Here is a 23,560-nt window from a genome sequence, read left to right as displayed (position 1 = left end):
GTGGTTCCGCCCGCTCCAGCAAGGAACAAGATTCAACTATTCCCGGGGTCCGCCGGTGGTCCTCACCGCCCCACCGGGGAGGGCTGCGGCGGCAGCGGTCCGGGGCCGGGCCGCGGGCCCGGACCGTCCGGGTGCCCGCCGCCCAGTGCCCGGTGCACGGCGGCGTCCAGGTCGAGCCGGGCGCCGGTGGCGAAGGACTCGGTGAACTCCTGCTCGGTCAGCCCGGCGACGGCGCGCTCCTCGCAGGCCCGGTGCGGGCCGTTGAAGGTGCGCGAGCCGAAGAACGGCTCGCCGACCGTCCGCCAGATCCGGTGCGCGGCGCCCTGCAGCACCCGGGCCTCGCGCAGGTTCCCCGGCTCGCCGGGACCGGTCGGCTCGGTCTCCAGCAGCGCCAGCAGGTCGATCGCCAGCACGATGCCCAGCGGGTCGTTGAAGAGGTGGTGGAGCCGCACGCTCTCCCGGGCCAGCGTCCGGGCCGGGCGGACCTCGCCGTTCATCCAGTGCGAGTACGCCAGCGCGTAGAGCCCGTACGCGTACGCCCACTGCTCGCCGTGCTCCTCGCACAGCTCGCGGACCCGGCCGAGCCAGAGCTCGGCGCTCTCCCGGTCGCCCTGGAAGAGGTGGGCGAGGCCCAGCTCGAACATCGCCATCAGCACGTTGCTGTCGAGCTCGCCGATCGTGCGGTAGTGCCAGAGCGCCTCCTCGAACAGCTCGGCGGCGCGGGCCGGCTCGTCGCCGATCAGAGCGGCGCGGCCCTGCCGGTGCACGGCGTGGGCGAGCGCGCGGTCGTCGCCGGTGGCCAGCGCCTGGCGGCGGCACTCCTCCAGGGCGGGGCGGGCGGCGGTCAGGTCGCCCTGCAGGGTGGCCGTGCAGCCGGTCACCCAGAGGGCCTTGGCACGGGCCTCGGTGGGCCGCGGGTCCAGGGCCAGCGCCCGGTCCAGCCAGTGCCGCCCCTCGCCGAGGTGGCCGCAGCCGACCCAGTAGAACCAGAGGGTGCCGGCCATCTGCAGGGCGATCTGCTCCTCGCCGGGTTCGGCCAGGCAGAACTCCAGGGCGGCCCGCAGGTCGGCGTGCACCAGTCCGGTGCGCTCGGCGGTCTCCGCCTGCCGGGGGCCGAACCACTCGACCTCGCCCCAGGTGGCCACGCCCAGGTACCAGTCCCGGTGCCGGCGCAGCAGCCGGCGCTCCTCGCCGGCCGTCCGCAGCCACCGCAGTCCGTACTCGCGGGCCGTGTCCAGCAGCCGGAACCGCGCGCCGTGGCGGCTTTCCACGCGCAGCACGACGGACTTGGCGACGAGCTCGGTGAGCAGGTCGAGCAGGTCGTCCGGGTCGACGCCCTCGCCGGTGCAGACGTACTCGGCCGCGTCGACGTCGAAGCCGCCGGCGAAGACCGACAGGCGCGCCCAGAGTAAACGTTCCTGCACTGTGCAGCGCTCATGGCTCCAGCCGATCGTCGTGCGCAGCGTCCGATGGCGCGGCAGGGCCGCCGGATCGCCGCCGGTCAGCTCGCGCTGCCGGCCGACGGAGCCGGTGGCCTCCGCCGGGAGCCGCCCCGGCGCCGGCCGGTCCGGCCGCGGTGTCGATTCCCCGTCCAAACCCTGCTCCCCGCTTCGAGGCCCGGGCCGGGGCGGCCCGGGCGTCCGTCCGTCTGGGCCGCCTGGGTGGCGGCCTGCCCGGCTGAACGAGGTGACCGGCGGGTAGGTTACGCGCGCGGATCGCACACCCGGTCGGATCGGCGCGCGGCCCCGCGCGGGAAACCCGGTCCGGAAAGTCCGTGCGGTCGCGATAGGGTTCCCTAGGGCATGGGTGCCCGATGAACCGCAAGGCGAGGGAGCGCGCAAAGGTGTCCGTGGGAGAGCTGGCCGGCCTGCTCGTCGCCGTGTTCTGGGCGGTCCTGGTCACCCTGCTCGCGGTCGTGCTGGTCCGGCTGTCGCGGGTGCTCAAGGAGGCCACCGTCCTGGTCTCCGCCGTCACCGAGCAGGCCGTGCCGCTGCTGACCGAGGCCGGGAGCGCCGTGCGCAGCGCCAACGAGCAGCTGGAGCGGGTGGACGAGATCACCGCCAACGTGCAGGACGCGGCGGCCAACGCCAACGCGCTCTCCTCCACCGTCGCGGCCACCCTCGGTGGCCCGCTGGTCAAGGTCGCGGCGTTCAGCTACGGCGTGCGCAAGGCGGTCGCCAAGCAGCAGGGCACCGCCACGCTGCCGACCCAGCCGGCCGAGCGCGAGGAGCTGGCCCGGCTGATCCGGGCCGAGGTGCGCGCCGCGACCGCGCCCAGGAACGGCCTGCTCTCCCGGGTCCGGCGCGCGGTGAGGGGCTGACGGCATGGTGCGACGCATCTTCTGGATGGCGGTCGGCGCCGGCGCCACCGTCTGGGCCGTGAACAAGGCCAACGAGGCCGTGCACCGGCTGACCCCGGACAGCCTCTCCGGCACCGCCGCCCGCGGCGCGCTGCACCTGGGCGACCTGGCCAAGCAGTTCGCCCAGGACGTGCGGGCCGGCATGACCGAGCGCGAGGAGCAGCTGCGCGAGGACCTCGGGCTGGACGGCACCGCCGTCGTCGAGCCGCGCCGCCGCAGCGGGGTGCTGCGCGGCGAGCCCCAGTACCGAGCTATCTCGGCGGCGCCCGGGAGCCCGGCCGCCGCCCTGCCTCCGCCCAGCCGTGCCCGCGGGTCCTCCGACGGGACCGGCACCACCCCCCAAGCCATCGAGAAAACGCCCCGGCGCGCGCTTCCGCCGCGGGGCGGTACCAACCGGAAGGACCACTAATGGAGTCGGCAGAGATCCGCCGCCGCTGGCTGCGCTTCTTCGAGGAGCGCGGCCACACCGTCGTTCCGTCGGCGTCCCTGGTCGCCGACGACCCCACCCTGCTGCTGGTCAACGCCGGCATGGTCCCGTTCAAGCCCTACTTCCTGGGCGAGGTCAAGCCGCAGTTCTCGCGCGCGACCAGCGTCCAGAAGTGTGTGCGCACCCTGGACATCGAGGAGGTCGGGAAGACCACCCGGCACGGCTCCTTCTTCCAGATGTGCGGCAACTTCTCCTTCGGTGACTACTTCAAGGAAGGAGCCATCAAGTTCGCGTGGGACCTGCTCACCAGCCCCGTCGCGGACGGTGGCTACGGCCTGGAGAAGGAGAAGCTCTGGATCACCGTCTACCAGGACGACGACGAGGCCGAGCAGATCTGGCGCGAGGTCATCGGCGTGCCCGCCGAGCGGATCCAGCGCCTCGGCATGAAGGACAACTTCTGGTCGATGGGCGTCCCCGGCCCGTGCGGCCCGTGTTCGGAGATCAACTACGACCGCGGCCCCGCGTACGGCGAGGAGGGCGGCCCGGCCGTCAACGGCGAGCGCTACCTGGAGATCTGGAACCTGGTCTTCATGCAGTACGAGCGCGGCCACGGCGACGGCAAGGACGGGTTCGAGATCCTCGGCGACCTGCCGAGCAAGAACATCGACACCGGCCTCGGCCTGGAGCGCCTCGCCGCCATCCTGCAGGGCGTCGACAACCTCTTCGAGATCGACACCAGCCGGATGATCCTGGACCGGGCCGCCGAGCTGACCGGCCACCGCTACGGGGCCGACCACAAGGCCGACGTCTCGCTGCGCGTGGTCACCGACCACATCCGCACCGCGCTGATGCTGGTCGGCGACGGCGTCACCCCCGGCAACGAGGGCCGCGGCTACGTGCTGCGCCGCATCCTGCGCCGCGCCATCCGCAACATGCGCCTGCTGGGCGCCACCGAGCCGGTGGCCAAGGAGCTCATCGACACCGCGATCAAGGCGATGGCCCCGCAGTACCCGGAGCTGGAGAGCGACCGCAAGCGCATCGAGACGGTCGTCATCGGCGAGGAGGCGGCCTTCCTGCAGACCCTGAAGGCCGGCACCAACCTGCTGGACGCCGCGGTCACCGAGACCAAGCAGTCCGGCGGCGTGGTGCTCTCCGGCGACCAGGCGTTCAAGCTGCACGACACCTACGGCTTCCCGATCGACCTGACCCTGGAGATGGCCGAGGAGCAGGGCCTGCAGGTCGACGAGGCCGGCTTCCGCCGCCTGATGCAGGAGCAGCGGGACCGTGCCAAGGCGGACGCCAAGGCCAAGAAGATGGGCCACGCCGACGTCGCCGCGTACCGCGAGGTCGCCGACACCTCGGGCGCCAGCGTCTTCACCGGCTACACCCTCACCGAGGGCGAGGCCACCGTGGTCGGCCTGCTGGTGAACGGCGCCCCGGCGCCGGCCGCCTCCGAGGGCGACGAGGTCGAGATCATCCTCGACCGCACCCCGTTCTACGCCGAGGGCGGCGGCCAGCTCGCCGACCACGGCCGGATCCGGCTGGACTCCGGCGCGGTCGTCGAGATCCGCGACGTGCAGCAGCCCGTCCCGGGCGTCATCGTGCACTCCGGCGGCGTGCTGTTCGGCGAGGTCGTGCTCGGTTCGTCCGCGTACGCCACCATCGACGTGGAGCGCCGCCGGGCGATCGCCCGCGCCCACTCGGCCACCCACCTGACCCACCAGGCGCTGCGCGACGCGCTCGGCCCGACGGCCGCCCAGGCCGGTTCGGAGAACGCCCCGGGCCGCTTCCGCTTCGACTTCGGCTCGCCCGCCGCCGTGCCCGGCAGCGTGCTGACCGACGTCGAGCAGAAGATCAACGACGTGCTGACCCGCGAGCTGGAGGTCACCGCCGAGGTCATGACGATGGACCAGGCCCGCAAGGCCGGCGCCATCGCGATGTTCGGCGAGAAGTACGGCGACGAGGTCCGCGTCGTCACCATCGGCGACTTCTCCAAGGAGCTGTGCGGTGGCACGCACGTCGGCAACACCGCCCAGCTGGGCCTGGTGAAGCTGCTCGGCGAGTCCTCGATCGGCTCCGGTGTGCGCCGCGTGGAGGCCCTGGTCGGCGCCGACGCGTACCGCTTCCTGGCCCGTGAGCACACCGTGGTCGCCCAGCTGACCGAGCTGGTCAAGGGCCGCCCGGAGGAGCTGCCGGAGAAGATCTCGGGCATGCTCGCCAAGCTCAAGGACGCCGAGAAGGAGATCGAGCGCTTCCGCGCCGAGAAGGTGCTCGCGGCCGCCGCGGGCCTGGCCGACTCGGCCGAGGACGTGCACGGCGTGGCCGTGGTGGCCGCCCGGGTCGCCGACGGCACCGGCGCGGACGAGCTGCGCAAGCTGGTCCTGGACGTGCGCGGCCGGCTCGGCTCGCGCCCGGCCGTGGTCGCCGCCTTCACCGTGGCGAACGACCGCCCGCTGACCGTGATCGCCACCAACGAGGACGCCCGCGGCCGCGGCATCAAGGCCGGCGAGCTGGTCCGCACCGCGGCCAAGACCCTCGGCGGCGGCGGTGGCGGCAAGGACGACGTCGCCCAGGGCGGCGGCACCAACCCGGCCGCGATCGACGAGGCCGTCACCGCGGTGCGCGGCCTCGTCGCGGAGCGTGCCTCCTGATGGGGTCCGCGTTCTGATGGAGTTCGAGGAGAAGCCCTTCCGGCGCGGGCGGCGGATCGCCGTCGACGTCGGGGACGCCCGGATCGGGGTCGCGTCCTGCGACCCCGACGGGGTGCTCGCCACTCCGGTGGAGACCGTCCCGGCGGGCGTGAAGTCGCAGGCCAGGATCGCCGCGATCGTCGAGGAGTACGGCGCGATCGAGGTGATCGTCGGGCTGCCGCGCTCGCTCAGCGGCAAGGAGGGCCCGGCGGCCGAGAAGGTCCGCGGCTACGCGGCCCGGCTGGCCAACCGGCTCTGGCCGGTGCCGGTCCGGCTGGTCGACGAGCGGATGTCGACGGTCACCGCGACCCACGGGCTGCGCGCCTCGGGGGTCAAGGCCAAGAAGGGCCGCTCGGTGGTCGACCAGGCCGCCGCCGTGGTGATCCTGCAGACCGCCCTTGAGTCCGAACGGGTGAGCGGACGCCCGCCCGGTGAGAGCGTCGAGGCGGCGGGCTGACCGGCCTGTTCTAACGTCCCGAAGAGGGGTCCGTACGGACGCGCGTCCGGCACGGACCCCTCTGCCGTTGCCGTCGCGCCGCTTGCCGCGCGGACCGCCGAGGGGACGCCGTGACCGACCTGGACCTCACACCCGGCCTGAGCCCCGGCCACCTCGGTGCGCCGCCGACCGAGCCGGAGGGCCGCCCGCCGGGCGCGCCCGCCCCGCGCCCCGACGGGCCCGATCCGCGCCGGCTGCGCACCGGACTGGCCTGCCTGCTGACCGCGCTGTCGCTGGTCGCGGTGTTCGGCGGGATCGGGCTGGCCGGGTTCAGCTGGCTCCAGGGGCAGCGCAAGCCCCCGGCCGCCGCCGACTACACGGGCGAGGGGGCCGGCGCGGTGCAGGTCTCGGTGCCGGAGGGTGCCGGGCTCAGCCAGATCGCGTCCGCGCTGGTGCGCAACGGCGTGGTCGCGAGTTCGCTCGCGTTCACCCGGGCCGCCAGGGGCAGCGCGGCGGCGGCCGGGCGGATCCAGCCCGGCACCTACACACTGCGGCAGAAGATGTCGGCGGCCGCGGCGCTCGCCGTGCTGATCGACCCCGCCAACGCCAACGGCCTCACCATCCCCGAGGGCTGGCGCGGCAGTCAGATCTACGCGGCGATCGACAAGAAGCTCCAGCTGCCCGAGGGCACCACCGAGAAGGCGGCCGAGGAGCAGGCCGCCGAGCTGGGGCTGCCGGAGACCGCGGGCGGCAACCTGGAGGGCTACCTGTTCCCCGCGACGTACGCCGTCACCGACGAGACCACCGCCGTCGACCTGCTGAAGCAGATGGTCGAGCGGGCCGGCAAGGAGTTCGTCCGGGACGACGCGGAGGTCGTCGCGACCAACTTCGGGCAGACCCTGTACGGGCTGGTGACCATCGCCAGCATGGTGCAGGGGGAGGCCGACAACGTCGAGGACATGGGCAAGGTGGCGCGGGTGATCTACAACCGGCTGGCCAAGAACATGCCGCTCCAGCTGGACTCCACCATCAACTACGCGCTCGGGCGCTCCACGCTCAACACCAGCGTCACCGACACCCGGCTCGACTCCCCGTACAACACGTACAAGCACGCGGGGCTGCCGCCGTCGCCGATCTCCAACCCGGGGCGGCAGGCGATCATGGCGGCGGTGGACCCGGCGCCGGGGGACTGGCTCTACTTCGTGACCGTGAAGCCCGGCGACACCCGGTTCACCGACAGCTTCGAGGTGCAGCAGAAGAACGTCGCGGAGTTCAACGCCAACCGGGCGGCGGCGAGCGCCTCGGCGTCGGCGAGCGCGTCGGCCTCCGCGTCCGCCCCGGCCTCGCCGGGGGCGCCCTGAGGGCCGGGCGGCGGCCCGGCCCTGGCGTCGACTGCGGTACGGTAGCGTCTCCGTCCAGGTGTTGCGCTAGCACGCCGGTTCGACAAGCAGCCGGGACGCCGTCCCGGGCGACCGGGCCGATCCTCCGGTCGTCTCCGTCGGTATAAGGGGATCAATGACCGATCTGGGTCGGGGCTACGGCCCCCAGGGCTCCGAGCCGTGGCATCCGGGAGACCCCGGGTACGGCGGTCAGCAGCCGGTCCCCGGCCAGCAGGACGGGCAGTGGCAGCAGCACCCCCAGCAGTCCCAGCAGCAGTACGGCGGTCAGCAGGGCTACCCCCAGCAGCAGATGCCGCAGCAGGGCATGAACCAGCAGGACATGGGCCAGCAGGGCATGGACCAGCAGGGCCTGGGTGGCCAGCAGCAGTACGGCGGTCAGCAGGCCTACGCGCGGCAGCAGATGCCGCAGCAGGGGTACCCGCAGCAGCAGATGCCGCAGCAGGGCATGGGCCAGCAGGGCATGGGTCAGCAGCAGGGCTACCCGCAGCAGGGCATGGGCGGCCAGCAGCAGTACGGCGGTCAGCAGGGCTATCCGCAGCAGCAGGTGCCGCAGGGCATGGGCCAGCAGCAGGGGTACCCGCAGCAGGGCGCGCCCCAGCAGGGCGTCCCGCCGCAGGGCGCCGCGGCCCGTCAGGAGCAGCCGGCCGCCGGGCGGTCCTCCGGTCCCGGGCCGGACGGCATCGACTGGGAGGCGGAGGCCGCCGCGCTGGAGGCCGGCGCCGACCCGGCCGCCCCCGCCGGCGGCGGTGAGTACGCCGAGGACGAGTGGGACGGTCACGAGGGCGAGTACGCCGAGGACGAGTACCACGGGGACGGCGCGGAGGACGACGGGCGCGGCGGCTTCCTCGGCGAGGAGGACGACTCCCGCGAGGCGAAGAAGAAGCGCAAGGAGAAGGGCAAGAAGTCCGGCCGGCGCAACGGCGGCGCCTGCCTGGTGGTCGCCCTGGTGCTGCTCGGGGCCATGGGCGGCGCCGGCTACTGGGGCTACGGCTTCTACAAGGACCACTTCGGCCCGCCGCCGGACTTCCCCGGCCCGGGCTCGGGCACCGTCAACGTGGAGATCAAGCAGGGCGCGGCCGGTACCCAGATGGGTCTGGCGCTGAAGCAGGCCGGCGTGGTCAAGAGCGTCGACGCCTTCAAGGCGGCGTGCGACAAGAACGTCAAGTGCACCACCATCCAGCCCGGTGCCTACAGCATGCCGAAGGAGATGTCGGCCGAGGGCGCCGTGCAGTTCCTGGTGGAGGCCAACGGCGGCGAGAAGCTGATCATCCGGGAGGGCCTGACCTCCACCGCCACCTACGTCAAGATCGACGAGAAGCTGGGCCTGCCCAAGGGCACCACCGCGACCGTCGCCAAGGAGCAGGTCAACAACCTCGGCCTGCCCGCGTACGCCAAGGGCAACATCGAGGGCTTCCTCTGGCCGACCCGCTACTCGATCACCCCGGGCATGAAGCCCGAGGACCTGCTCAAGGAGATGGTCAAGAACGCCACGGAGCGCTACGCGGCCCTGGACGCGGAGGCTTCGAAGATCGGCCTCAAGTCCGGCTACGAGGTGGTCATCGAGGCGAGCATCCTCCAGGCGGAGGGCAACAACAAGGACGACTTCGCCAAGATGGCCAAGACCATCCAGAACCGGCTGGCCGACAAGGGCAAGGTCAACGGCCGACTGGGCATGGACACCACGCTGCAGTACGCGCTGGGCACCAAGGACCTCGACAGGAAGCAGATCAACGACGGGTCCAACCCGTACAACACCTACATCAACCAGGGTCTGCCGCCGGGGCCAATCTCCAACCCCGGTGACGACGCGCTGAAGGCGACGCTGAACCCGGCGGACGGCAAGTGGCTGTACTTCATCGCGATGTCGCCGACCCAGACCCTGTTCGCGGAGACGGACGCGGAGCACGCCGAGAACGTCAAGGCGTACTGCACGGCGGCCGGCCAGAAGTTCGACGCGGCCTCCGTCCACTGCACCACCAAGTGAGGACGGCCCCACCGGGGCCGCACCGGGAGAGAACACCAGCGTGACCAGCAAGCACCGGGCGGCCGTCCTCGGCTCGCCGATCACCCACTCGCTGTCGCCCGCCCTGCACCGGGCCGCCTTCGCGGCGCTCGGGCTGGACGGCTGGCGCTACGACCGCTTCGAGGTCGACGAGGCCGGGCTGCCCGGTTTCGTCGCCGGGCTGGACGAGGCCGAGTGGGCGGGCTGCTCGCTGACCATGCCGCTCAAGCGGGCGGTCATCCCGCTGCTCGACGAGGTGAGTGCGACCGCCCGGTCGGTCGAGGCGGTGAACACCCTGGTGTTCACCGCCGACGGGCGCAGGTCCGGGCACAACACCGACGTGCCCGGGCTGGTCAACGCGCTGCGCGAGCGCGGCATCACCGAGGTGCCGGCCGCCGCGGTGCTCGGCGCCGGGGCCACCGCCTCCTCGGCGATGGCCGCGCTGGCCCGGCTCGGCGCCCGCGAGGTCACCGTCTACGTCCGCAGCCCCGAGCGGGCCCGGGAGATGGCGGAGCTCGGCGAGCGGCTGGGCGTGGCGGTGCGCACCGCCGACTGGGCGCGCGGCGCCGAGGCGCTGGCCCACCCGCTCACCGTGGCCACCACCCCGGCCGGGGCGACCGACGGCTTCGCCGGCGACCTCACCGCCGAGCCGGGCGCGCTGTTCGACGTGCTCTACCACCCGTGGCCGACCAAGCTGGCCGGGGCCTGCGCCGAGCGCGGGGCGACCGTGCTGGGCGGGCTCGACCTGCTGGTGCACCAGGCGGTGCTGCAGAACGAGCTGTTCACCGGGCGCACGCCCGGGCCGCTGGCGGCGATCCGGGCCGCCGGCGAGGCCGCGCTCGCGGCGGGCTGAGCGCGGGTCCGGGGACGCTCCGGTGGCGCGCCGGCCGGCCGTACCCGTCCGCCGGTCGGCCGAATGCTGTCCGGTGATCGGACTCCGAGGCCGGTCGGCCGGTCCGGCATGAAAGGATTCGGGGAGAAGGCACGCCCGGACGGGTGGCGGCAGCGCCGCGCCGGTCCGCTGATGAAGGAGCTCCGTTGGGTACGTTGCGCTGGCTGACGGCGGGGGAGTCGCACGGCCCCGCACTCGTCGCGACGCTGGAGGGCCTGCCCGCCGGTGTACCGGTCACCACCGCCATGGTGGCCGACGCGCTGGCGCGCCGCCGGCTCGGTTATGGTCGCGGCGCACGGATGAAGTTCGAGCAGGACGAGGTGACCTTCCTCGGCGGTGTCCGGCACGGCCTCAGCATGGGCAGCCCGGTCGCCGTCATGGTGGGCAACACCGAGTGGCCGAAGTGGGAGCAGGTCATGTCGGCCGACCCGGTCGACCCGGAGGTGCTCGCCGGTCTCGCCCGCAACGAGGCGCTGACCCGCCCGCGCCCCGGCCACGCCGACCTGGCCGGCATGCAGAAGTACTCGATCGACGAGGCCCGCCCGATCCTGGAGCGCGCCAGCGCCCGGGAGACCGCCGCCCGCGTCGCGCTCGGCGCCGTCGCCCGCTCCTACCTCAAGGAGACCTGCGGCATCGAGATCGTCAGCCACGTGGTCGAGCTGGCCGCCGCCAAGGCCCCGGCCGGTGTGCTGCCGCTGCCCTCCGACGAGCCCGGGCTGGACGCCGACCCGGTGCGCTGCCTGGACGCCGACGCCTCGAAGGCGATGGTCGCCGAGATCGACCAGGCCCACAAGGACGGCGACACCCTCGGCGGCGTCGTCGAGGTGCTCGCCTACGGCGTCCCGGTCGGCCTCGGCTCGCACGTGCACTGGGACCGCCGGCTGGACGCCCGGCTCGCCGCCGCGCTGATGGGCATCCAGGCGATCAAGGGTGTCGAGGTCGGCGACGGCTTCGAGCTGGCCCGCGTCCCCGGCTCGCAGGCGCACGACGAGATCGTGCCGACCCCCGAGGGCGCCAAGCGCGTCTCCGGCCGCTCCGGCGGCACCGAGGGCGGCCTGTCCACCGGCGAGCTGCTGCGGGTGCGCGCCGCGATGAAGCCGATCGCGACCGTCCCGCGCGCGCTGCGCACCCTGGACGTGCGCACCGGTGAGCCGGCCAAGGCCCACCACCAGCGCTCCGACGTCTGCGCGGTGCCGGCGGCCGGCATCGTCGCCGAGGCGATGGTCGCCCTGGTGCTCGCCGACGCGGTCAACGAGAAGTTCGGTGGCGACCACGTGTCGGAGACCCGGCGCAACGTGCAGAGCTACCTCGACAACCTGATCGTCCGATGAGCTGTCCGGCCATCGTGCTGGTCGGCCCGCCCGGCAGTGGCAAGTCCACCGTCGGGCGGGTCCTCGCCGAGCGCCTCGGCCTCGGCTTCCGCGACACCGACGCGGACATCGAGGAGCGGGCCGGCAAGCCGATCCCGGACATCTTCGTCGACGAGGGCGAGCCGCACTTCCGCGCCCTGGAGGCGGCGGCCGTGCGCGGCGCCGTCGAGACCCACGACGGCGTGCTCGCGCTCGGCGGCGGCGCCGTGATGGCCGGGGCCACCCGGGCCCTGCTGCGCGAGCTGCCGGTGGTGTTCCTGGAGGTGCCGCTCGCCGACGCGGTCAAGCGGGTCGGCCTGGACGCCCCCCGCCCGCTGCTGGCGGTCAACCCGCGGGCCCGCTGGCGCGAGCTGATGGAGGCCCGCCGCCCCCTCTACCTGGAGGTGGCCACCGCCGTCGTCGACACCGCCGGCCGCACCCCCGAGCAGGTCGCGGACGCCGTACTGGAAGCACTGGAGCTGAAGACCCCCCATGAGTGACACCGTCAGGATTCACGTCGGCGGCAGCGCCGGCCACGACCCGTACGACGTGCTGATCGGGCACCAGCTGCTCGGCGAGCTGGCGCCGCTGATCGGGACCCGGGCCCGGCGGGTGGCGATCATCCACCCCGAGGCGCTGTCCGCCACCGCCGACGCGATCCGCGAGGACCTGCTCGGCGAGGGCTACGAGGTGATCGCCCTCCAGGTGCCCAACGCGGAGGAGGCGAAGAGCGCCGAGGTGGCCGCGTACTGCTGGTCGGTGCTCGGGCAGACCGGGTTCACCCGCACCGACGTGGTCGTCGGCCTCGGCGGCGGGGCCACCACCGACCTGGCCGGCTTCGTCGCCGCCACCTGGCTGCGCGGGGTCCGCTGGGTCTCCATGCCCACCACGCTGCTCGGCATGGTCGACGCGGCGGTCGGCGGCAAGACCGGCATCAACATCGCCGAGGGCAAGAACATGGTCGGCGCCTTCCACCCCCCGGTGGGCGTGCTGGCCGACCTCGCGACCCTGGAGACGGTGCCCCGGCACGACTACGTCTCCGGTCTCGCCGAGGTCATCAAGTGCGGCTTCATCGCCGACCCGGCCATCCTCGACCTGATCGAGGCCGATCCGGAGGGCGCCAGGACCCCGGCCGGGCCGCACACCGTCGAGCTGATCCGGCGGGCCATCCAGGTCAAGGCCGACGTCGTCTCCGGGGACCTCAAGGAATCCGGGCAGCGCGAGATCCTCAACTACGGCCACACCCTCGGCCACGCCATCGAGCGCAACGAGCGCTACAAGTGGCGGCACGGCGCGGCGATCTCGATCGGCATGGTGTTCGCCGCCGAGCTCGGCCGCCTCGCCGGGCGGCTGGACGACGCGACCGCCGACCGGCACCGCACCGTGCTGGGCGCGGTCGGCCTGCCGCTCAGCTACCGCGCGGACGCCTGGCCCAAGCTGCTGGACGCCATGAAGATCGACAAGAAGTCGCGCGGCGACCTCATCCGCTTCATCGTGCTGGACGGCCTCGGCAAGACCTCCGTGCTGGAGGGCCCCGACCCGTCCCTGCTGGTGGCCGCCTACGCGGAGGTCTCCTCGTGACCCGGGTGATGGTGCTCAACGGCCCCAACCTCGGCCGGCTCGGCAGCCGCGAGCCCGACGTCTACGGCTCCACCTCGTACACCGGGCTGGTCGAGCGCTGCACCGCGCTCGGCAAGGAGCTGGGCTTCGAGGTCGAGGTGCACGAGACCAACTCCGAGCAGACCATGGTCGAGTGGCTGCACGAGGCGGCCGACGGCCGGGTGCCGGTGGTGATCAACCCGGGTGCGTTCACCCACTACTCGTACGCGATGCGGGACGCCGCCGCGCAGCGCACCGCGCCGCTGATCGAGGTGCACATCTCCAACCCGTACGCGCGGGAGACCTTCCGGCACACCTCGGTGATCTCCGCGGTGGCCTCCGGCACCATCGCCGGGTTCGGGATCGGCTCGTACGAGCTGGCGCTGCGCGCGCTGGCCGACCAGCTCGCCGCGGGCTGACGGGGCGGGCCGAGCGACCGGGCCGGCGGGCGTCCGGCCCGGGCCGTGGCCGGGTCGGGCCGGTGACCAGCGGCGGTGCGGCGGCGGACTGTGTCCACCGCCGCACCGCCGTGTAGTGTCCCCGCAGAAGGTGAGTCGGGAGGTGACCGTGACGCAGTACACCGGGGGTGGGCCCGTCCCCCCGCGTCCCGTCGCCGCGCCGGTCCCACCGGCTCCGGCGTACCCCGCGGCCGCGCCGGCCGCCCCCGCCGCCTCCTCCGGGCCGCCCACCGTTCCGGTGCCCGTGGTGCCGCCGGCCCCGCCCGCCGCTCCGGTCCCCGCGCCCGTTCCGGCCCGGGCCCCCGCGCCCGCTCCGGTGGCGCCGGTGCCCGCCGGGTCCACCGGACACTTCCTGCTGCCGTCCGGTGCGCCCGTCCAGCTGCCCGCCCGCCCGCCGCAGCAGCACGCGGCCACCGGGCCGATCGCGGTGCTGCTGATCGGCCCGGCCGGCGCCGGCAAGACCACCGTCGCCCGCCACTGGGCCGAGCGGCGCCCCACCCCGACCGCGCACATCAGCCTCGACGACGTCCGCGAGTGGGTGCAGTCCGGCTTCGCCAACCCGCAGTCCGGCTGGAACAACGCCTCCGAGGCGCAGTACCGGCTCGCCCGCCGGACCTGCGGCTTCGCCTGCCGCAACTACCTCGCCAACGGCATCTCCTGCATCATCGACGACGCCGTCTTCCCGGACCGCCCCGCCATCGGCCTCGGCGGCTGGAAGCGGCACATCGGTCCCGGCATGATCCCGGTGGTGCTGCTGCCCAGCCTGGACTCGGTGCTCGGCCGCAACGCCCGGCGCAGCGGCAACCGCCGGCTCGGCGACGAGGAGGTGGCCCGGATCCACGGGCGGATGGCCGGCTGGTACAACTCCGGGCTGCCGATCATCGACAACTCCCACCTGGACGTGGCCGCCACGGCCGCCGAACTCGACCGGGTGATCCTGGCCCGGCTGATGGGCATCCCGGTGCGCTGAGCGGCCGCGCGGGCCCCGGCGGCCGGGCCGGACTGTCGGTGCCGGCTGCGATGATGGACGGGTCCAGAACGAACCACCGGGGGGAGCCGCGCCCGTGCCGGAAGGCCACATCATCCACCGCCTCGCCGCCGAGAACCACCGCGCCTTCGGCGGCCGGCCGGTCCGCGCCGCCAGCCCGCAGGGCCGGTTCGCGGACGGCGCCAAGCTGATCGACGGGCGGGAGCTGACCGCGGCCGAGGCCGTCGGCAAGCACCTCTTCCTCGGCTTCGGCGAGGACGCCTGGGTGCACGTCCACCTCGGCCTGTACGGCGGCTTCACCTTCGGCGAGGTCGGCGACGGCACGGTGCCCGAGCCGGTCGGCCTGGTCCGGCTGCGGCTGGAGAACGACGAGCACTACGCCGACCTGCGCGGTCCCAACACCTGCGCACTGATCACCGATGCCGAGAAGGCCGCCGTGGCCGCCCGCCTCGGCCCCGACCCGCTGCGCGCCGACGCCGACCCGGACGCGGCCTGGCAGCGGATAGCCGGCAGCCGCACGACGATCGCCGCGCTGCTGATGGACCAGAAGGTGCTGGCCGGCGTCGGCAACGTCTACCGCGCCGAGGTGCTGTTCCGGCACGGCATCGACCCGCAGCTGCCCGGCCGTTCGCTGCGCCGTGCCGAGTGGGACGCGATCTGGGCGGACCTGGTCGCCCTGATGCGCGAGGGCGTCGGCGCGGGCCGCATCGACACCGTCCGCCCGGAGCACACGCCCGAGGCGATGAACCGCCCCCCGCGCGTCGACGACCACGGCGGCGAGGTCTACGTCTACCGGCGCGCCGGTCTGCCGTGCCTGGTCTGCGCCACGGACGTCCGCACCGAGGAGCACGCCTCGCGCAACCTCTTCTGGTGCCCCACCTGCCAGCCGGCCCGCGCGAGCGCGTGATCCCGGGCCGGGTTCGGCCGTAGGCTGGGGCCGGCATTCGGCCCGGCAGAGGGAGCGCGCTGATGACGGACGGCCACCGGACGGTCAACACCGTGTCGGGCACGGTCCACGGCACGGTGATGCAGGCCGGCACGATCGTCATGACGGCGGCGCCCGGACCCACCGTGCCGCGCCAGATCCGCGGACCGCGCCGGGCCTTCGTCAACCGGGAGGGCGAGCTCGCCCGGCTGGAGGCGGCGCTCGGCCGGCTGGACGACGTCCGGCCGGCCGTCGTGGTGTTCACCGGGCTCGGCGGCGTCGGCAAGACCGAGCTGGTCGCCCAGTTCGCGGCCCGGTCCACGGCGCACTTCCCGGGCGGTCAGCTCTACGCCGACCTCGCCGCCCACCGGCACCACGGCGGAGCGGACCTCGGCGAGGTGCTCGGCGGCTTCCTGCGCGGCTTCGGGCTCCCGTACGTGCCGGACACCCTGGCCGAACGGGCGGCGGCGTTCCGCACCGCGACGGCCGCCGGCCGCCGGGTGCTGGTCTTCCTGGACAACGTCGAGCACGCCGCCGAGGTCCGGGCGCTGCTGCCCGCCACCGGCCTGCTGGTGGCCGCCGGCCGGCGCCGGCTGCCCGGGTTGGCCCTGGACGGCGCCGAGCTGCTGCGCCTGGACCCGCTCACCACCGGCGCCGGGAGCGAGCTGGTCCGCGGCTGGCTGGGCCCGGGCCGGGGGACGGACGACGAGCTGGCGCGGCTGGTCGAGTTCTGCGGCGGCCTGCCGCTGGCGCTGAACGCGGTGGGCTTCCGTCTGCTCGACCGCGACGAGCTGCGGGTGGACCGGGTGCTGGCCGAACTGACCGACAAGGAGCACCGGTTGTCGTCGCTGAGCAATGAGGAGGGGGCGGTCGGGGACGTCCTGGACACCGTCCACGGGAGGCTGCCCGAGCACACCCGGCAGCTCTACCGGTTGTTGGGCGTCAACCCAGGCCCGCTGGTCTCGGCCGAACTGGCCGAGGCGGTGGGGGTGGAGCGGGTCGCGGACGGGCTGGCGGAGCTGCGCTCGGCGCACCTGCTGGACGACGTGGCGGAGGAGGGGCCGGAGCGCCGCTACCGCGCCCACGACCTGGTGCGGCTGCACGCGGCCGGGGTGGTCCGCGACCTGCCCGGCCGGCGGGAGCTGCTGGCCGGGATCGTCGCCTACTACCGGGGCCGCGCGGCGCTGGCCGACCGGGCGATCGGCGACCGCTTCCGGCTCCGGGAGATCGGTCGGCTCCGGGAGGGCGGCGCACCCCCTGCGGGCGGCGGGGACGCGGCGGCGCTGCCCGGGTTCGGGTCGGGGCCGGACGCGCTGCAGTGGCTGCAGAGCGAGCGGGCCAACCTGCTGGGCGCCGTGCGGGCCGCCGCCGAACAGGGGTGGCACGGCGAGGTGTGGCGGCTGTGCGAGTCGCTCTGGCCGCTCTACCACGGGCGCAAGCACTACGGAGACTGGGTCGAGAGCCACCTGCTGGCCGTCGAGGCGGCCCAGTGGGACAACCGGCCGGACGCGGTGATCCGGATGCGCAACCAGCTCGGGCGCGCCTACTACGAGCAGGCGCGGTACCCGCTCGCCGCGGAGCAGCTGGCGGCCGCGGCGGCCTTGCTGCCACAGGTGGACGAGCCGCGGCTGGCCGGTGTGCTGTGGGAGACGGACGGCCTGCTCTGCTTGGCCGACGGGCGGCCGGAGCGGGCGGTGGAGCTGTTCACCCTGGCCCGGCAGGCCAACGAGGGCGACGCGCACGGCGTGGTGGTGCAGAGCTACAACCTGGCCCAGGCCCTGGTGGCCGCAGGGCGGGCGGAGGAGGCGCTGGCCGTGCTCGGGGAGGCGGGCGAGCTGGCCGAACGGGAGGGCGACGCCCCGATGCTGATGCGGCTGCCGCTGGTCGAGGCCCGGGCCGAGCGGGCGCTGCACCGCCCGGCGGCGGCGGTCGGCGCGGCGGAGCGCGGCGCCGGGCGGGCCCGGGAGCTGGGCCAGCCCCGGAAGGAGGAGGCCGCCCGGGTGCTGCTGGTCGAACTCGCGGAGGAGCTGGGCGACGCGGAGCTGGCCGAGCGCAACCGGGCCCGCCTGCGGGAGCTGAGGGGGCGGTAGGGGGCGTCGTCGCGGGTCGGCTGTCGCGGGCCTGCCGCCGTGGGCCTGCCGTCGTGGGTCAGCCGGGTCGGCTCGGCCGGGGGGTGAAGGCGACGGTGGTGCGGTGGGGCCCGGTGTGCAGGGTCAGCCGGTCGGGGAGGCCGGCCGGGCCGGCGGTGGGCGGGGCGGGCGCGGTGAGCCGGTGGGCGACGGCGGAGCCGAGCAGGAGCGGGTCGAGGCGGGGGTCGGGGGCGCCCCAGGGGCGTTCCGCGTGGGCCTCCAGGAGCAGCCCGGTGGGCAGGCGCACCAGGTGGCGGGCCGGGCCGAGGGCGGCGACCGCGACGGCGAGGCCGGGGAGCTCGGCGGCGGTGGCGGCCAGCCAGGCCTCGGCGGGGTGCTCGGCGTCGGCCTCGGTGCGGGCCAGCACCTCGGCGGTGTGCCGCAGGGCGAGGCGGGGTTCCTCGTCGGCGACCGCGTGGAAGCCGCGCGGGGAGTGGTGGCCGGGGCCCACGGGGTAGCGGCGCAGGTGGATCGTGTCGCCCTCGCCGGTGGCCACCACGTCGTAGGCGGTGGGCCGTTCGGCGGCGAGCGGGACCGGCCGGGGGTAGGGCAGCGGCCGCGGGTCACCGGGCGGCTGCTCGATGCCGGGCAGGTGGGCGAGGAGCAGGTCGCGCAGCAGCCGGGCGGACTCGCCGCGCCGGCCCAGCGAGCGGTCGGTGACCGGGCGCAGGGCGGCCGGGTCCTGGTCGGCCATCGCCCGTTCGAGCTGGGCGAGCAGGTCGCCGTCGGGGTCGAGGGCCGGGGCGGTCTGGCCGAAGGCGTAGCCGGGGGAGCGGGGGTCGAGTTCGGCGGCGCCGGTGGCGACCAGCAGGGTGCGGCGTTCCAGGGCGGCGCCGTAGAAGGAGACCGAGCCGTGGTCGCCGATCACGCAGTCGGCGGCGATCAGGGTGGCCTGCCAGCCCTGGTCCGGCGGGACGAGCCGCAGGCCGCGGCGTTCGGCGGCGGCGAGCAGGGCACGCGGGTCGTGCCGGGCCCAGACGTTGGGGTGCAGGACGACGGCGACGGCGTACTCGTCGGCGGGCAGCTGTTCGACCAGTCGCAGCGGCAGGCCCGGATGGCGGCCCAGCAGCGAGTGCTCGCTCCAGGTGGAGTTGACCACGACGAGCCGGCGGCCGTCGACCGCGCCGAGGGCGGCCCGGTAGCCGTCGCGGGCGGCGAGTGAGGCGAGCATCCGGTCGAAGCACGGGTCGCCGACCTCGCGGGCGCGGGGCAGGGCCTCGGGGCAGGCGGCCCGCAGGCGCTCGAACTGTTCCCGGTGGGAGAGGCCGATGACGGCGGGGAAGACCCGGCCGCGGTGGGTGAGCTCGCGCCGGGAGAGCCCGGCGGAGGTCACCGTGTCGCCGGTGGACTCGGGGACCAGGCGGTTGTAGCCGGCGCCGTGCGGCAGGACGACGAGGGGTGCGCGCAGCCGGTGCATCGAGGCGTGGACGGCGCAGGCGACGGCGAGGTCGAAGGGCCTGCGGACGGCGTCCCGCCAGGGCAGGACGGTCAGGCCGGGCTGGGCGCGGAGGTAGTCGTCGAGGCCGGCGGCGAACGCGGAGCCGGGGTTGACGGTGACGGAGAAGCCGATGCCGTCCAGTTCGCGCAGCAGGGTGAGGACGTCCAGGACGCGGGTCGCCGAGGTGAGGGTGCGGGCCACCGCCAGGACACGGGCCCGGGCGGGCCGGGTGTTCCAGCGGTCGTCGTCGGGCCGGGCCCGGAGCCGGCGGCGGTTCAGCACGTCATGATCGTACGCAACGGGGCCCGGCCGGGCGCGGCGTCCGGACGGACGCCGGACGGGGGGTCAGCCCGCCGCCGCGGCGGGGGCGTCACCGGCGCACTGGTCGAGCAGGGGGCGCAGGGTGGCGTCCACGAGCCGGTAGCGCACGACACGCCCCTCCTTCTCCCCGGCGACCACACCGGCCGTCCGCAGCAGCCGCAGGGCCTGGGAGACGGCGGGGTCGCGCATGCCGGTGGCGACCGCGAGGTCGGTCACGGCGAGCGGGCCGGTGCGGTGCAGGGCGAGCAGGAGGGCGAGCCTGCCGGGGTCGGCGAGCAGGGCGAAGCGGTCGGCCCAGGAGCGGACGTGGGCCGTGTCGCCGATCGCGGCGATGGCCTCGCAGACCCGGTGGCCGTCGATGGTGCGGTGGCCCGCGCGGTCGGCCGGTACGAGATGCATACGGCCCATTCTGGCAGGCGGCGGGCTGTGATCCTGGACACCTGCGCAGGTGCGCAGCCTTGCAAGCGTTGTCCCTGGCCCCTACCGTGTTCCCCGCCGTGGTGCTCGGGAAGACCGGTGACGGACCCTCAGGGGTCCCAGTCCGGAGCGGCCCTCGCCACTGTGATCGGGGGAGAGTGTCCGTACCCACGACGCCACTGGGCGCCTCGCGCGGCTGGGAAGGCGGGTACGGGAGCCCCGTCAGCCAGGAGACCGGCCGCGGCATCTCACGAAGTCTTTCCACGAGGTGCTGGAGCGTGATCCGCAGATGACCCTGCCCGAAACCGCCGCGGCCGCGGCGCCGCCCGCCGCCCTGCCCGCCTTCCGCTGGCGCCGCGAGGACACCCTGCGCACAGCCGGACTGATGGGCGTGATCCTCGCCATGCACGTGGTGGCGTTCGGCACGCTGATCTTCCTGGTCGCACCGGAGAAGTACGAGGTGGGCACCCAGGTCTTCGGGGTGGGCCTGGGCATCACCGCCTACACCCTCGGCATGCGGCACGCCTTCGACGCCGACCACATCGCGGTGATCGACAACACCACCCGCAAGCTGATGGCGGACGGCAAGCGCCCGGTCTCGGTGGGCTTCTGGTTCGCGCTCGGGCACTCCTCGATGGTGGTGCTGATGGCCGCCCTGGTGGCGGGTGGCGCGCAGCTGGCCAACACGCTGATGGACGACGACTCGACCACCCACCAGTGGCTGGGCATGGTCGGCACCTCGGCCTCCGGCGTCTTCCTCTACCTGATCGGCGCGCTGAACCTGGCCGCGCTGTTCGGCATCCTCAGGGTGTTCCGCTCGATGCGGGCCGGGCGGTTCGACGAGGCCGAGCTGGAGGAGCACCTGAACGCCCGCGGCCTGCTGGCCCGGGTGCTGAACCGGGCGACCCGCTCGATCACCCGGCCCGGGCAGATGTTCCCGGTCGGCATGGTGCTGGGCCTGGGCTTCGACACCGCGACCGAGGTCACCCTGATGGTGATGGCCGGCTCGGGCGCGGCCTCCGGCCTCCCCTGGTACGCGATCGTCTGCCTGCCGCTGCTCTTCGCGGCCGGGATGAGCCTGTTCGACACGCTGGACGGCACCTTCATGAACTTCGCCTACCAGTGGGCGTTCTCCAACCCGGTGCGGAAGGTGTACTACAACCTGACCATCACCGGCCTGTCCATCGCGGTCGCCTTCATCATCGGCACCATCGAACTGGTCGGCGTCCTCCACGAGAAGCTGGACCTCACCGACCCGGTGACCGGCTGGATCGCGGACATCTCCCTGGACAACGTCGGCTACGCGATCGTCGGCCTGTTCGTGGTGGTCTGGGCCGCCGCCATCGCCTACTGGCGCCTGGCCGGCGTCGAGAAGAAGTGGGCCCCGAAGCCCGCCGGGGGCGCGGAGTACGCGCCCGCGAGCAAGCTGTAGCGGGGCCCGGCTCGGCGCCGGGGCGGGGCCCGGGTGGGGGCGTTCGGCGGGCGGATCGGGGGGCGGGTTCGTAGGCTCGACGCATGGCTGATGGGTACGCGGGCCGGCGGGAGCGGTTGCGGGAGCACTGTGGTGCGTCCGGGGCCGACGCGGCGCTGATCACCCGGGCGGCGAACGTGCGGTACCTCACCGGGTGCCCGCCGTGCGGGGCGAGCCTGCTGCTGACCCGGGACCGGGCGCTGCTCGCGCTGCCGGACGACCTGCCGCCGGACGACACCGGCGAGCACCTGATCGCCCCCGAGGTCACCCAGCTGCCGGTGGCGGCCGGGGCGGACACCGCGCTGGCCGCGGCCGCCGCCGCGGCCCGGCTGCGGGTGGCCGGGCTCGCGGTGGAGGAGCACGACCTGACGGTCACCCGGCACCGGGCGGTGGCCGGGCTGGCCGAGGGGGTGCGGCTGAGCGACGTGGGCCAGGCGGTGGAGCGGCTGCGGGTGGTCAAGGACGAGCACGAGATCGCCGACCTGCGGATCGCCGCGGAGATCGCCGACCAGGCGCTCGGCGAACTGCTGGAGTCGATCCTGGTCGGCCGCACCGAGCGGCACCTGGCGATGGAGCTGGAGCGCCGGATGATCGACCACGGCGCGGACCGGGCGGCCTTCCCGGTCTCGGTCGGCACCGGCAGCCACTCCGGCCAGCAGGCGCACCAGCCCACCGACCGGCGGGTGGAGGAGGGCGACTTCCTGACCGTGGTGCTCGGCGCGCAGTACCGCGGCTACGGGGTCTCCACCGCCCGCACCTTCGTGATCGGGGCGGCGCCGGCGCCCTGGCAGGTGGAGCTGCACCGGCTGGTGTTCCGCGCGCAGCGGGCCGGGCGGGAGGCGCTCGGGCCGGGGGTCGAGCAGTGCGTGCCCGACCGGGCCGCGCGGGAGATCCTCCGGGCGGCCGGGCACACCGAGGGCTCGCCGCACCCGGTCGGCCACGGCATCGGCCTGGAGATGAGGGAGGCACCGCGCCTCGGTCCCACGGACATGGGTAAACTGGACAGCCGCGTGCCGGTCACCGTCGGCCCGGGGGTCCACCTCCCGGGACGGGGCGGGGTCCGGATCGAGGACACGCTCGTCGTGCGCCCCCTGGAGGAGGGCGGGCCCGAGCTGCTCACCATCACCACCAAGGAGCTCCTCGCCCTGTGACGCAGGTGTGCCACAGGACGCGACCCCTTGGTTCCTTGACAGCTATATCCAGGAGTAAGTGCGCCCGTGGCTTCCACGAACGATCTCAAGAACGGCATGGTCCTCAAGCTGGAGGGCGGCAAGCTCTGGTCCGTCGTCGAGTTCCAGCACGTCAAGCCCGGCAAGGGCCCGGCCTTCGTGCGTACCAAGCTCAAGGAGGTCCTGACGGGCAAGGTCGTCGACAAGACCTTCAACGCGGGCACCAAGGTCGAGACCGCCAACGTCGACAAGCGCACCATGCAGTTCTCGTACAAGGACGGCGAGAACTTCGTGTTCATGGACATGGACACCTACGACCAGCTGGCCATCGAGCCGGTCGTCGTCGGCGACGCCGCCAAGTACCTGCTGGAGGGCTTCGACGCGCTCGTCGCCGTGAACGAGGGCGCGGTGCTGTACATCGAGCTCCCGGCCGCGGTCGAGCTCGTCATCGCCGAGACCGAGCCGGGCGTCCAGGGCGACCGCTCCACCGGTGGCACCAAGCCGGCGAAGCTGGAGACCGGCGCCGAGATCCAGGTGCCGCTCTTCATCACCACCGGCGAGAAGGTCAAGGTCGACACCCGCGACGGCAGCTACCTCGGCCGGGTGAAGTAAGTCCGTGTCGTCCGCACGCACCAAGGCCCGCACGCGAGCCTTCCAGATCCTGTTCGAGGCCGACCACCGCGGGGTCGACCCGCTGACGGTCCTCGCCGACTGGGTGGCCCGGGCCCGGGAGCCCAAGCCGGACGAGGGCACCCCGCAGGTCGGCGAGTACACCATGGAGCTGGTCGAGGGTTACGTCCAGCACGCCCGCCGGATCGACGAGCTGATCTCGCAGTACGCGGTCGGCTGGACGCTCGACCGGATGCCGATCGCGGACCGCAACGTCCTGCGGCTCGGCGCCTACGAGCTGATCTGGGAGGACCGCGTCCCGGACGCGGTCGTCCTGGACGAGGCCGTGGAGATCGCCAAGGAGTACTCCACCGACGACTCCCCGGCGTTCGTCAACGGCATGCTCGCGCGCTTCCTGGAGCTGAAGCCCGGCATCCGCCGCTGACCGCGCGCACGCCGCGCCGAGGGCCGCCCGACCGGA

21 protein-coding genes and 1 riboswitch are annotated in these 23,560 nt (G+C 74.2%); of the genes, 18 read left to right on the top strand and 3 right to left on the bottom strand.

What is annotated here, in order from left to right:
* Nucleotides 1-62: 62 nt before the first annotated feature.
* Nucleotides 63-1,595 carry an ATP-binding protein gene (locus ABT238_RS27615; RefSeq protein ID WP_350570296.1) on the bottom strand — a complete coding sequence of 511 codons (1,533 nt, stop codon included), beginning with the start codon at nt 1,593-1,595 and terminating at the stop codon, nt 63-65.
* Between the two features lie 248 nt (nt 1,596-1,843).
* Here ABT238_RS27615 and ABT238_RS27610 point away from each other — a divergent pair, with 248 nt between their 5' ends.
* The 14 genes from ABT238_RS27610 (at nt 1,844) to ABT238_RS27545 (ending at nt 17,615) form a co-directional block, all read left to right on the top strand.
* Complete coding sequence (locus ABT238_RS27610) at nt 1,844-2,320, top strand: DUF948 domain-containing protein (protein ID WP_350570294.1); 477 nt, start codon at nt 1,844-1,846, stop codon at nt 2,318-2,320.
* Between the two features lie 4 nt (nt 2,321-2,324).
* Nucleotides 2,325-2,768, top strand: coding sequence for a DUF6167 family protein (locus ABT238_RS27605; protein ID WP_350795740.1), 444 nt, complete (start codon nt 2,325-2,327; stop codon nt 2,766-2,768).
* Nucleotides 2,768-5,437 (top strand): alanine--tRNA ligase, encoded by a 2,670-nt coding sequence (alaS, locus tag ABT238_RS27600; protein WP_350795731.1) that lies wholly within the window; start codon nt 2,768-2,770, stop codon nt 5,435-5,437. The genes ABT238_RS27605 and alaS overlap by 1 nt, the downstream gene beginning before the upstream one ends.
* A 16-nt stretch (nt 5,438-5,453) precedes the next feature.
* Nucleotides 5,454-5,933 carry a Holliday junction resolvase RuvX gene (gene ruvX, locus ABT238_RS27595; protein ID WP_344325577.1) on the top strand — a complete coding sequence of 160 codons (480 nt, stop codon included), beginning with the start codon at nt 5,454-5,456 and terminating at the stop codon, nt 5,931-5,933.
* 110 nt (nt 5,934-6,043) lie between these two features.
* Nucleotides 6,044-7,273, top strand: a complete 1,230-nt coding sequence (gene mltG, locus ABT238_RS27590; RefSeq protein ID WP_350570289.1) for an endolytic transglycosylase MltG — start codon at nt 6,044-6,046, stop codon at nt 7,271-7,273.
* Nucleotides 7,274-7,427: 154 nt separating this feature from the next.
* Nucleotides 7,428-9,296: an endolytic transglycosylase MltG gene (gene mltG / locus ABT238_RS27585; protein WP_350795696.1), complete on the top strand. Its 1,869-nt coding sequence runs from the start codon at nt 7,428-7,430 to the stop codon at nt 9,294-9,296.
* A gap of 40 nt (nt 9,297-9,336) precedes the next feature.
* Nucleotides 9,337-10,167 carry a shikimate dehydrogenase gene (locus ABT238_RS27580; protein ID WP_350795685.1) on the top strand — a complete coding sequence of 277 codons (831 nt, stop codon included), beginning with the start codon at nt 9,337-9,339 and terminating at the stop codon, nt 10,165-10,167.
* Nucleotides 10,168-10,352: 185 nt separating this feature from the next.
* Nucleotides 10,353-11,537, top strand: a complete 1,185-nt coding sequence (gene aroC, locus ABT238_RS27575; protein WP_350795678.1) for a chorismate synthase — start codon at nt 10,353-10,355, stop codon at nt 11,535-11,537.
* A complete protein-coding gene (locus ABT238_RS27570) occupies nt 11,534-12,055 on the top strand; it encodes a shikimate kinase (RefSeq protein ID WP_350570285.1) in 522 nt (173 codons plus the stop codon). The genes aroC and ABT238_RS27570 overlap by 4 nt, the downstream gene beginning before the upstream one ends.
* A complete protein-coding gene (gene aroB, locus ABT238_RS27565) occupies nt 12,048-13,136 on the top strand; it encodes a 3-dehydroquinate synthase (RefSeq protein WP_350570284.1) in 1,089 nt (362 codons plus the stop codon). The genes ABT238_RS27570 and aroB overlap by 8 nt, the downstream gene beginning before the upstream one ends.
* Before the next feature lie 8 nt (nt 13,137-13,144).
* On the top strand, nt 13,145-13,573 hold the full coding sequence (gene aroQ / locus ABT238_RS27560; RefSeq protein ID WP_350570344.1) for a type II 3-dehydroquinate dehydratase: 429 nt from the start codon (nt 13,145-13,147) through the stop codon (nt 13,571-13,573).
* Between the two features lie 130 nt (nt 13,574-13,703).
* Nucleotides 13,704-14,582: an AAA family ATPase gene (locus ABT238_RS27555; RefSeq protein ID WP_502884391.1), complete on the top strand. Its 879-nt coding sequence runs from the start codon at nt 13,704-13,706 to the stop codon at nt 14,580-14,582.
* Between the two features lie 94 nt (nt 14,583-14,676).
* Nucleotides 14,677-15,507 carry an Fpg/Nei family DNA glycosylase gene (locus ABT238_RS27550; protein ID WP_350795653.1) on the top strand — a complete coding sequence of 277 codons (831 nt, stop codon included), beginning with the start codon at nt 14,677-14,679 and terminating at the stop codon, nt 15,505-15,507.
* A 62-nt stretch (nt 15,508-15,569) separates the two neighbouring features.
* The gene (locus ABT238_RS27545) at nt 15,570-17,615 is read left to right on the top strand and encodes an ATP-binding protein (RefSeq protein ID WP_350795644.1); all 2,046 of its coding nucleotides are present in this window, start codon (nt 15,570-15,572) and stop codon (nt 17,613-17,615) included.
* 58 nt (nt 17,616-17,673) lie between these two features.
* Here ABT238_RS27545 and ABT238_RS27540 read toward each other — a convergent pair whose 3' ends face one another.
* Nucleotides 17,674-19,374, bottom strand: a complete 1,701-nt coding sequence (locus tag ABT238_RS27540) for a hypothetical protein (protein WP_350795632.1) — start codon at nt 19,372-19,374, stop codon at nt 17,674-17,676.
* A 63-nt stretch (nt 19,375-19,437) separates the two neighbouring features.
* Nucleotides 19,438-19,812 carry an ArsR/SmtB family transcription factor gene (locus ABT238_RS27535; protein WP_350571584.1) on the bottom strand — a complete coding sequence of 125 codons (375 nt, stop codon included), beginning with the start codon at nt 19,810-19,812 and terminating at the stop codon, nt 19,438-19,440.
* Between the two features lie 82 nt (nt 19,813-19,894).
* Nucleotides 19,895-20,087, top strand: a riboswitch (cobalamin riboswitch).
* 32 nt (nt 20,088-20,119) lie between these two features.
* Here ABT238_RS27535 and nicT point away from each other — a divergent pair.
* The 4 genes from nicT (at nt 20,120) to nusB (ending at nt 23,524) form a co-directional block, all read left to right on the top strand.
* Nucleotides 20,120-21,262, top strand: a complete 1,143-nt coding sequence (gene nicT, locus ABT238_RS27530; RefSeq protein ID WP_350571583.1) for a Nickel transporter NicT — start codon at nt 20,120-20,122, stop codon at nt 21,260-21,262.
* Nucleotides 21,263-21,345: 83 nt separating this feature from the next.
* On the top strand, nt 21,346-22,452 hold the full coding sequence (locus ABT238_RS27525) for a M24 family metallopeptidase (RefSeq protein WP_350571581.1): 1,107 nt from the start codon (nt 21,346-21,348) through the stop codon (nt 22,450-22,452).
* Between the two features lie 66 nt (nt 22,453-22,518).
* The gene (efp, locus tag ABT238_RS27520) at nt 22,519-23,082 is read left to right on the top strand and encodes an elongation factor P (protein WP_350571579.1); all 564 of its coding nucleotides are present in this window, start codon (nt 22,519-22,521) and stop codon (nt 23,080-23,082) included.
* A gap of 4 nt (nt 23,083-23,086) precedes the next feature.
* Nucleotides 23,087-23,524, top strand: a complete 438-nt coding sequence (gene nusB / locus ABT238_RS27515) for a transcription antitermination factor NusB (RefSeq protein WP_350571577.1) — start codon at nt 23,087-23,089, stop codon at nt 23,522-23,524.
* Nucleotides 23,525-23,560: the final 36 nt, after the last annotated feature.

Origin of the sequence: Kitasatospora sp. NPDC001527, from assembly GCF_040298605.1 — a bacterium.
Lineage (GTDB): Bacteria > Actinomycetota > Actinomycetes > Streptomycetales > Streptomycetaceae > Kitasatospora.
This window is presented reverse-complemented; position numbering and strand designations above follow the sequence as displayed.

Bases quoted from the DNA above. Each gene is read 5' to 3' on its own strand.
- aroB (WP_350570284.1), top strand. From the start codon at position 12,048: ATGAGTGACACCGTCAGGATTCACGTCGGCGGCAGCGCCGGCCACGAC.
- ABT238_RS27605 (WP_350795740.1), top strand. From the start codon at position 2,325: ATGGTGCGACGCATCTTCTGGATGGCGGTCGGCGCCGGCGCCACCGTC.
- ABT238_RS27525 (WP_350571581.1), top strand. From the start codon at position 21,346: ATGGCTGATGGGTACGCGGGCCGGCGGGAGCGGTTGCGGGAGCACTGT.
- ABT238_RS27570 (WP_350570285.1), top strand. From the start codon at position 11,534: ATGAGCTGTCCGGCCATCGTGCTGGTCGGCCCGCCCGGCAGTGGCAAG.
- ABT238_RS27535 (WP_350571584.1), bottom strand. From the start codon at position 19,812: ATGCATCTCGTACCGGCCGACCGCGCGGGCCACCGCACCATCGACGGC.
- aroQ (WP_350570344.1), top strand. From the start codon at position 13,145: ATGGTGCTCAACGGCCCCAACCTCGGCCGGCTCGGCAGCCGCGAGCCC.
- nicT (WP_350571583.1), top strand. From the start codon at position 20,120: ATGACCCTGCCCGAAACCGCCGCGGCCGCGGCGCCGCCCGCCGCCCTG.
- ABT238_RS27545 (WP_350795644.1), top strand. From the start codon at position 15,570: ATGACGGACGGCCACCGGACGGTCAACACCGTGTCGGGCACGGTCCAC.
- mltG (WP_350795696.1), top strand. From the start codon at position 7,428: ATGACCGATCTGGGTCGGGGCTACGGCCCCCAGGGCTCCGAGCCGTGG.
- ruvX (WP_344325577.1), top strand. From the start codon at position 5,454: ATGGAGTTCGAGGAGAAGCCCTTCCGGCGCGGGCGGCGGATCGCCGTC.
- alaS (WP_350795731.1), top strand. From the start codon at position 2,768: ATGGAGTCGGCAGAGATCCGCCGCCGCTGGCTGCGCTTCTTCGAGGAG.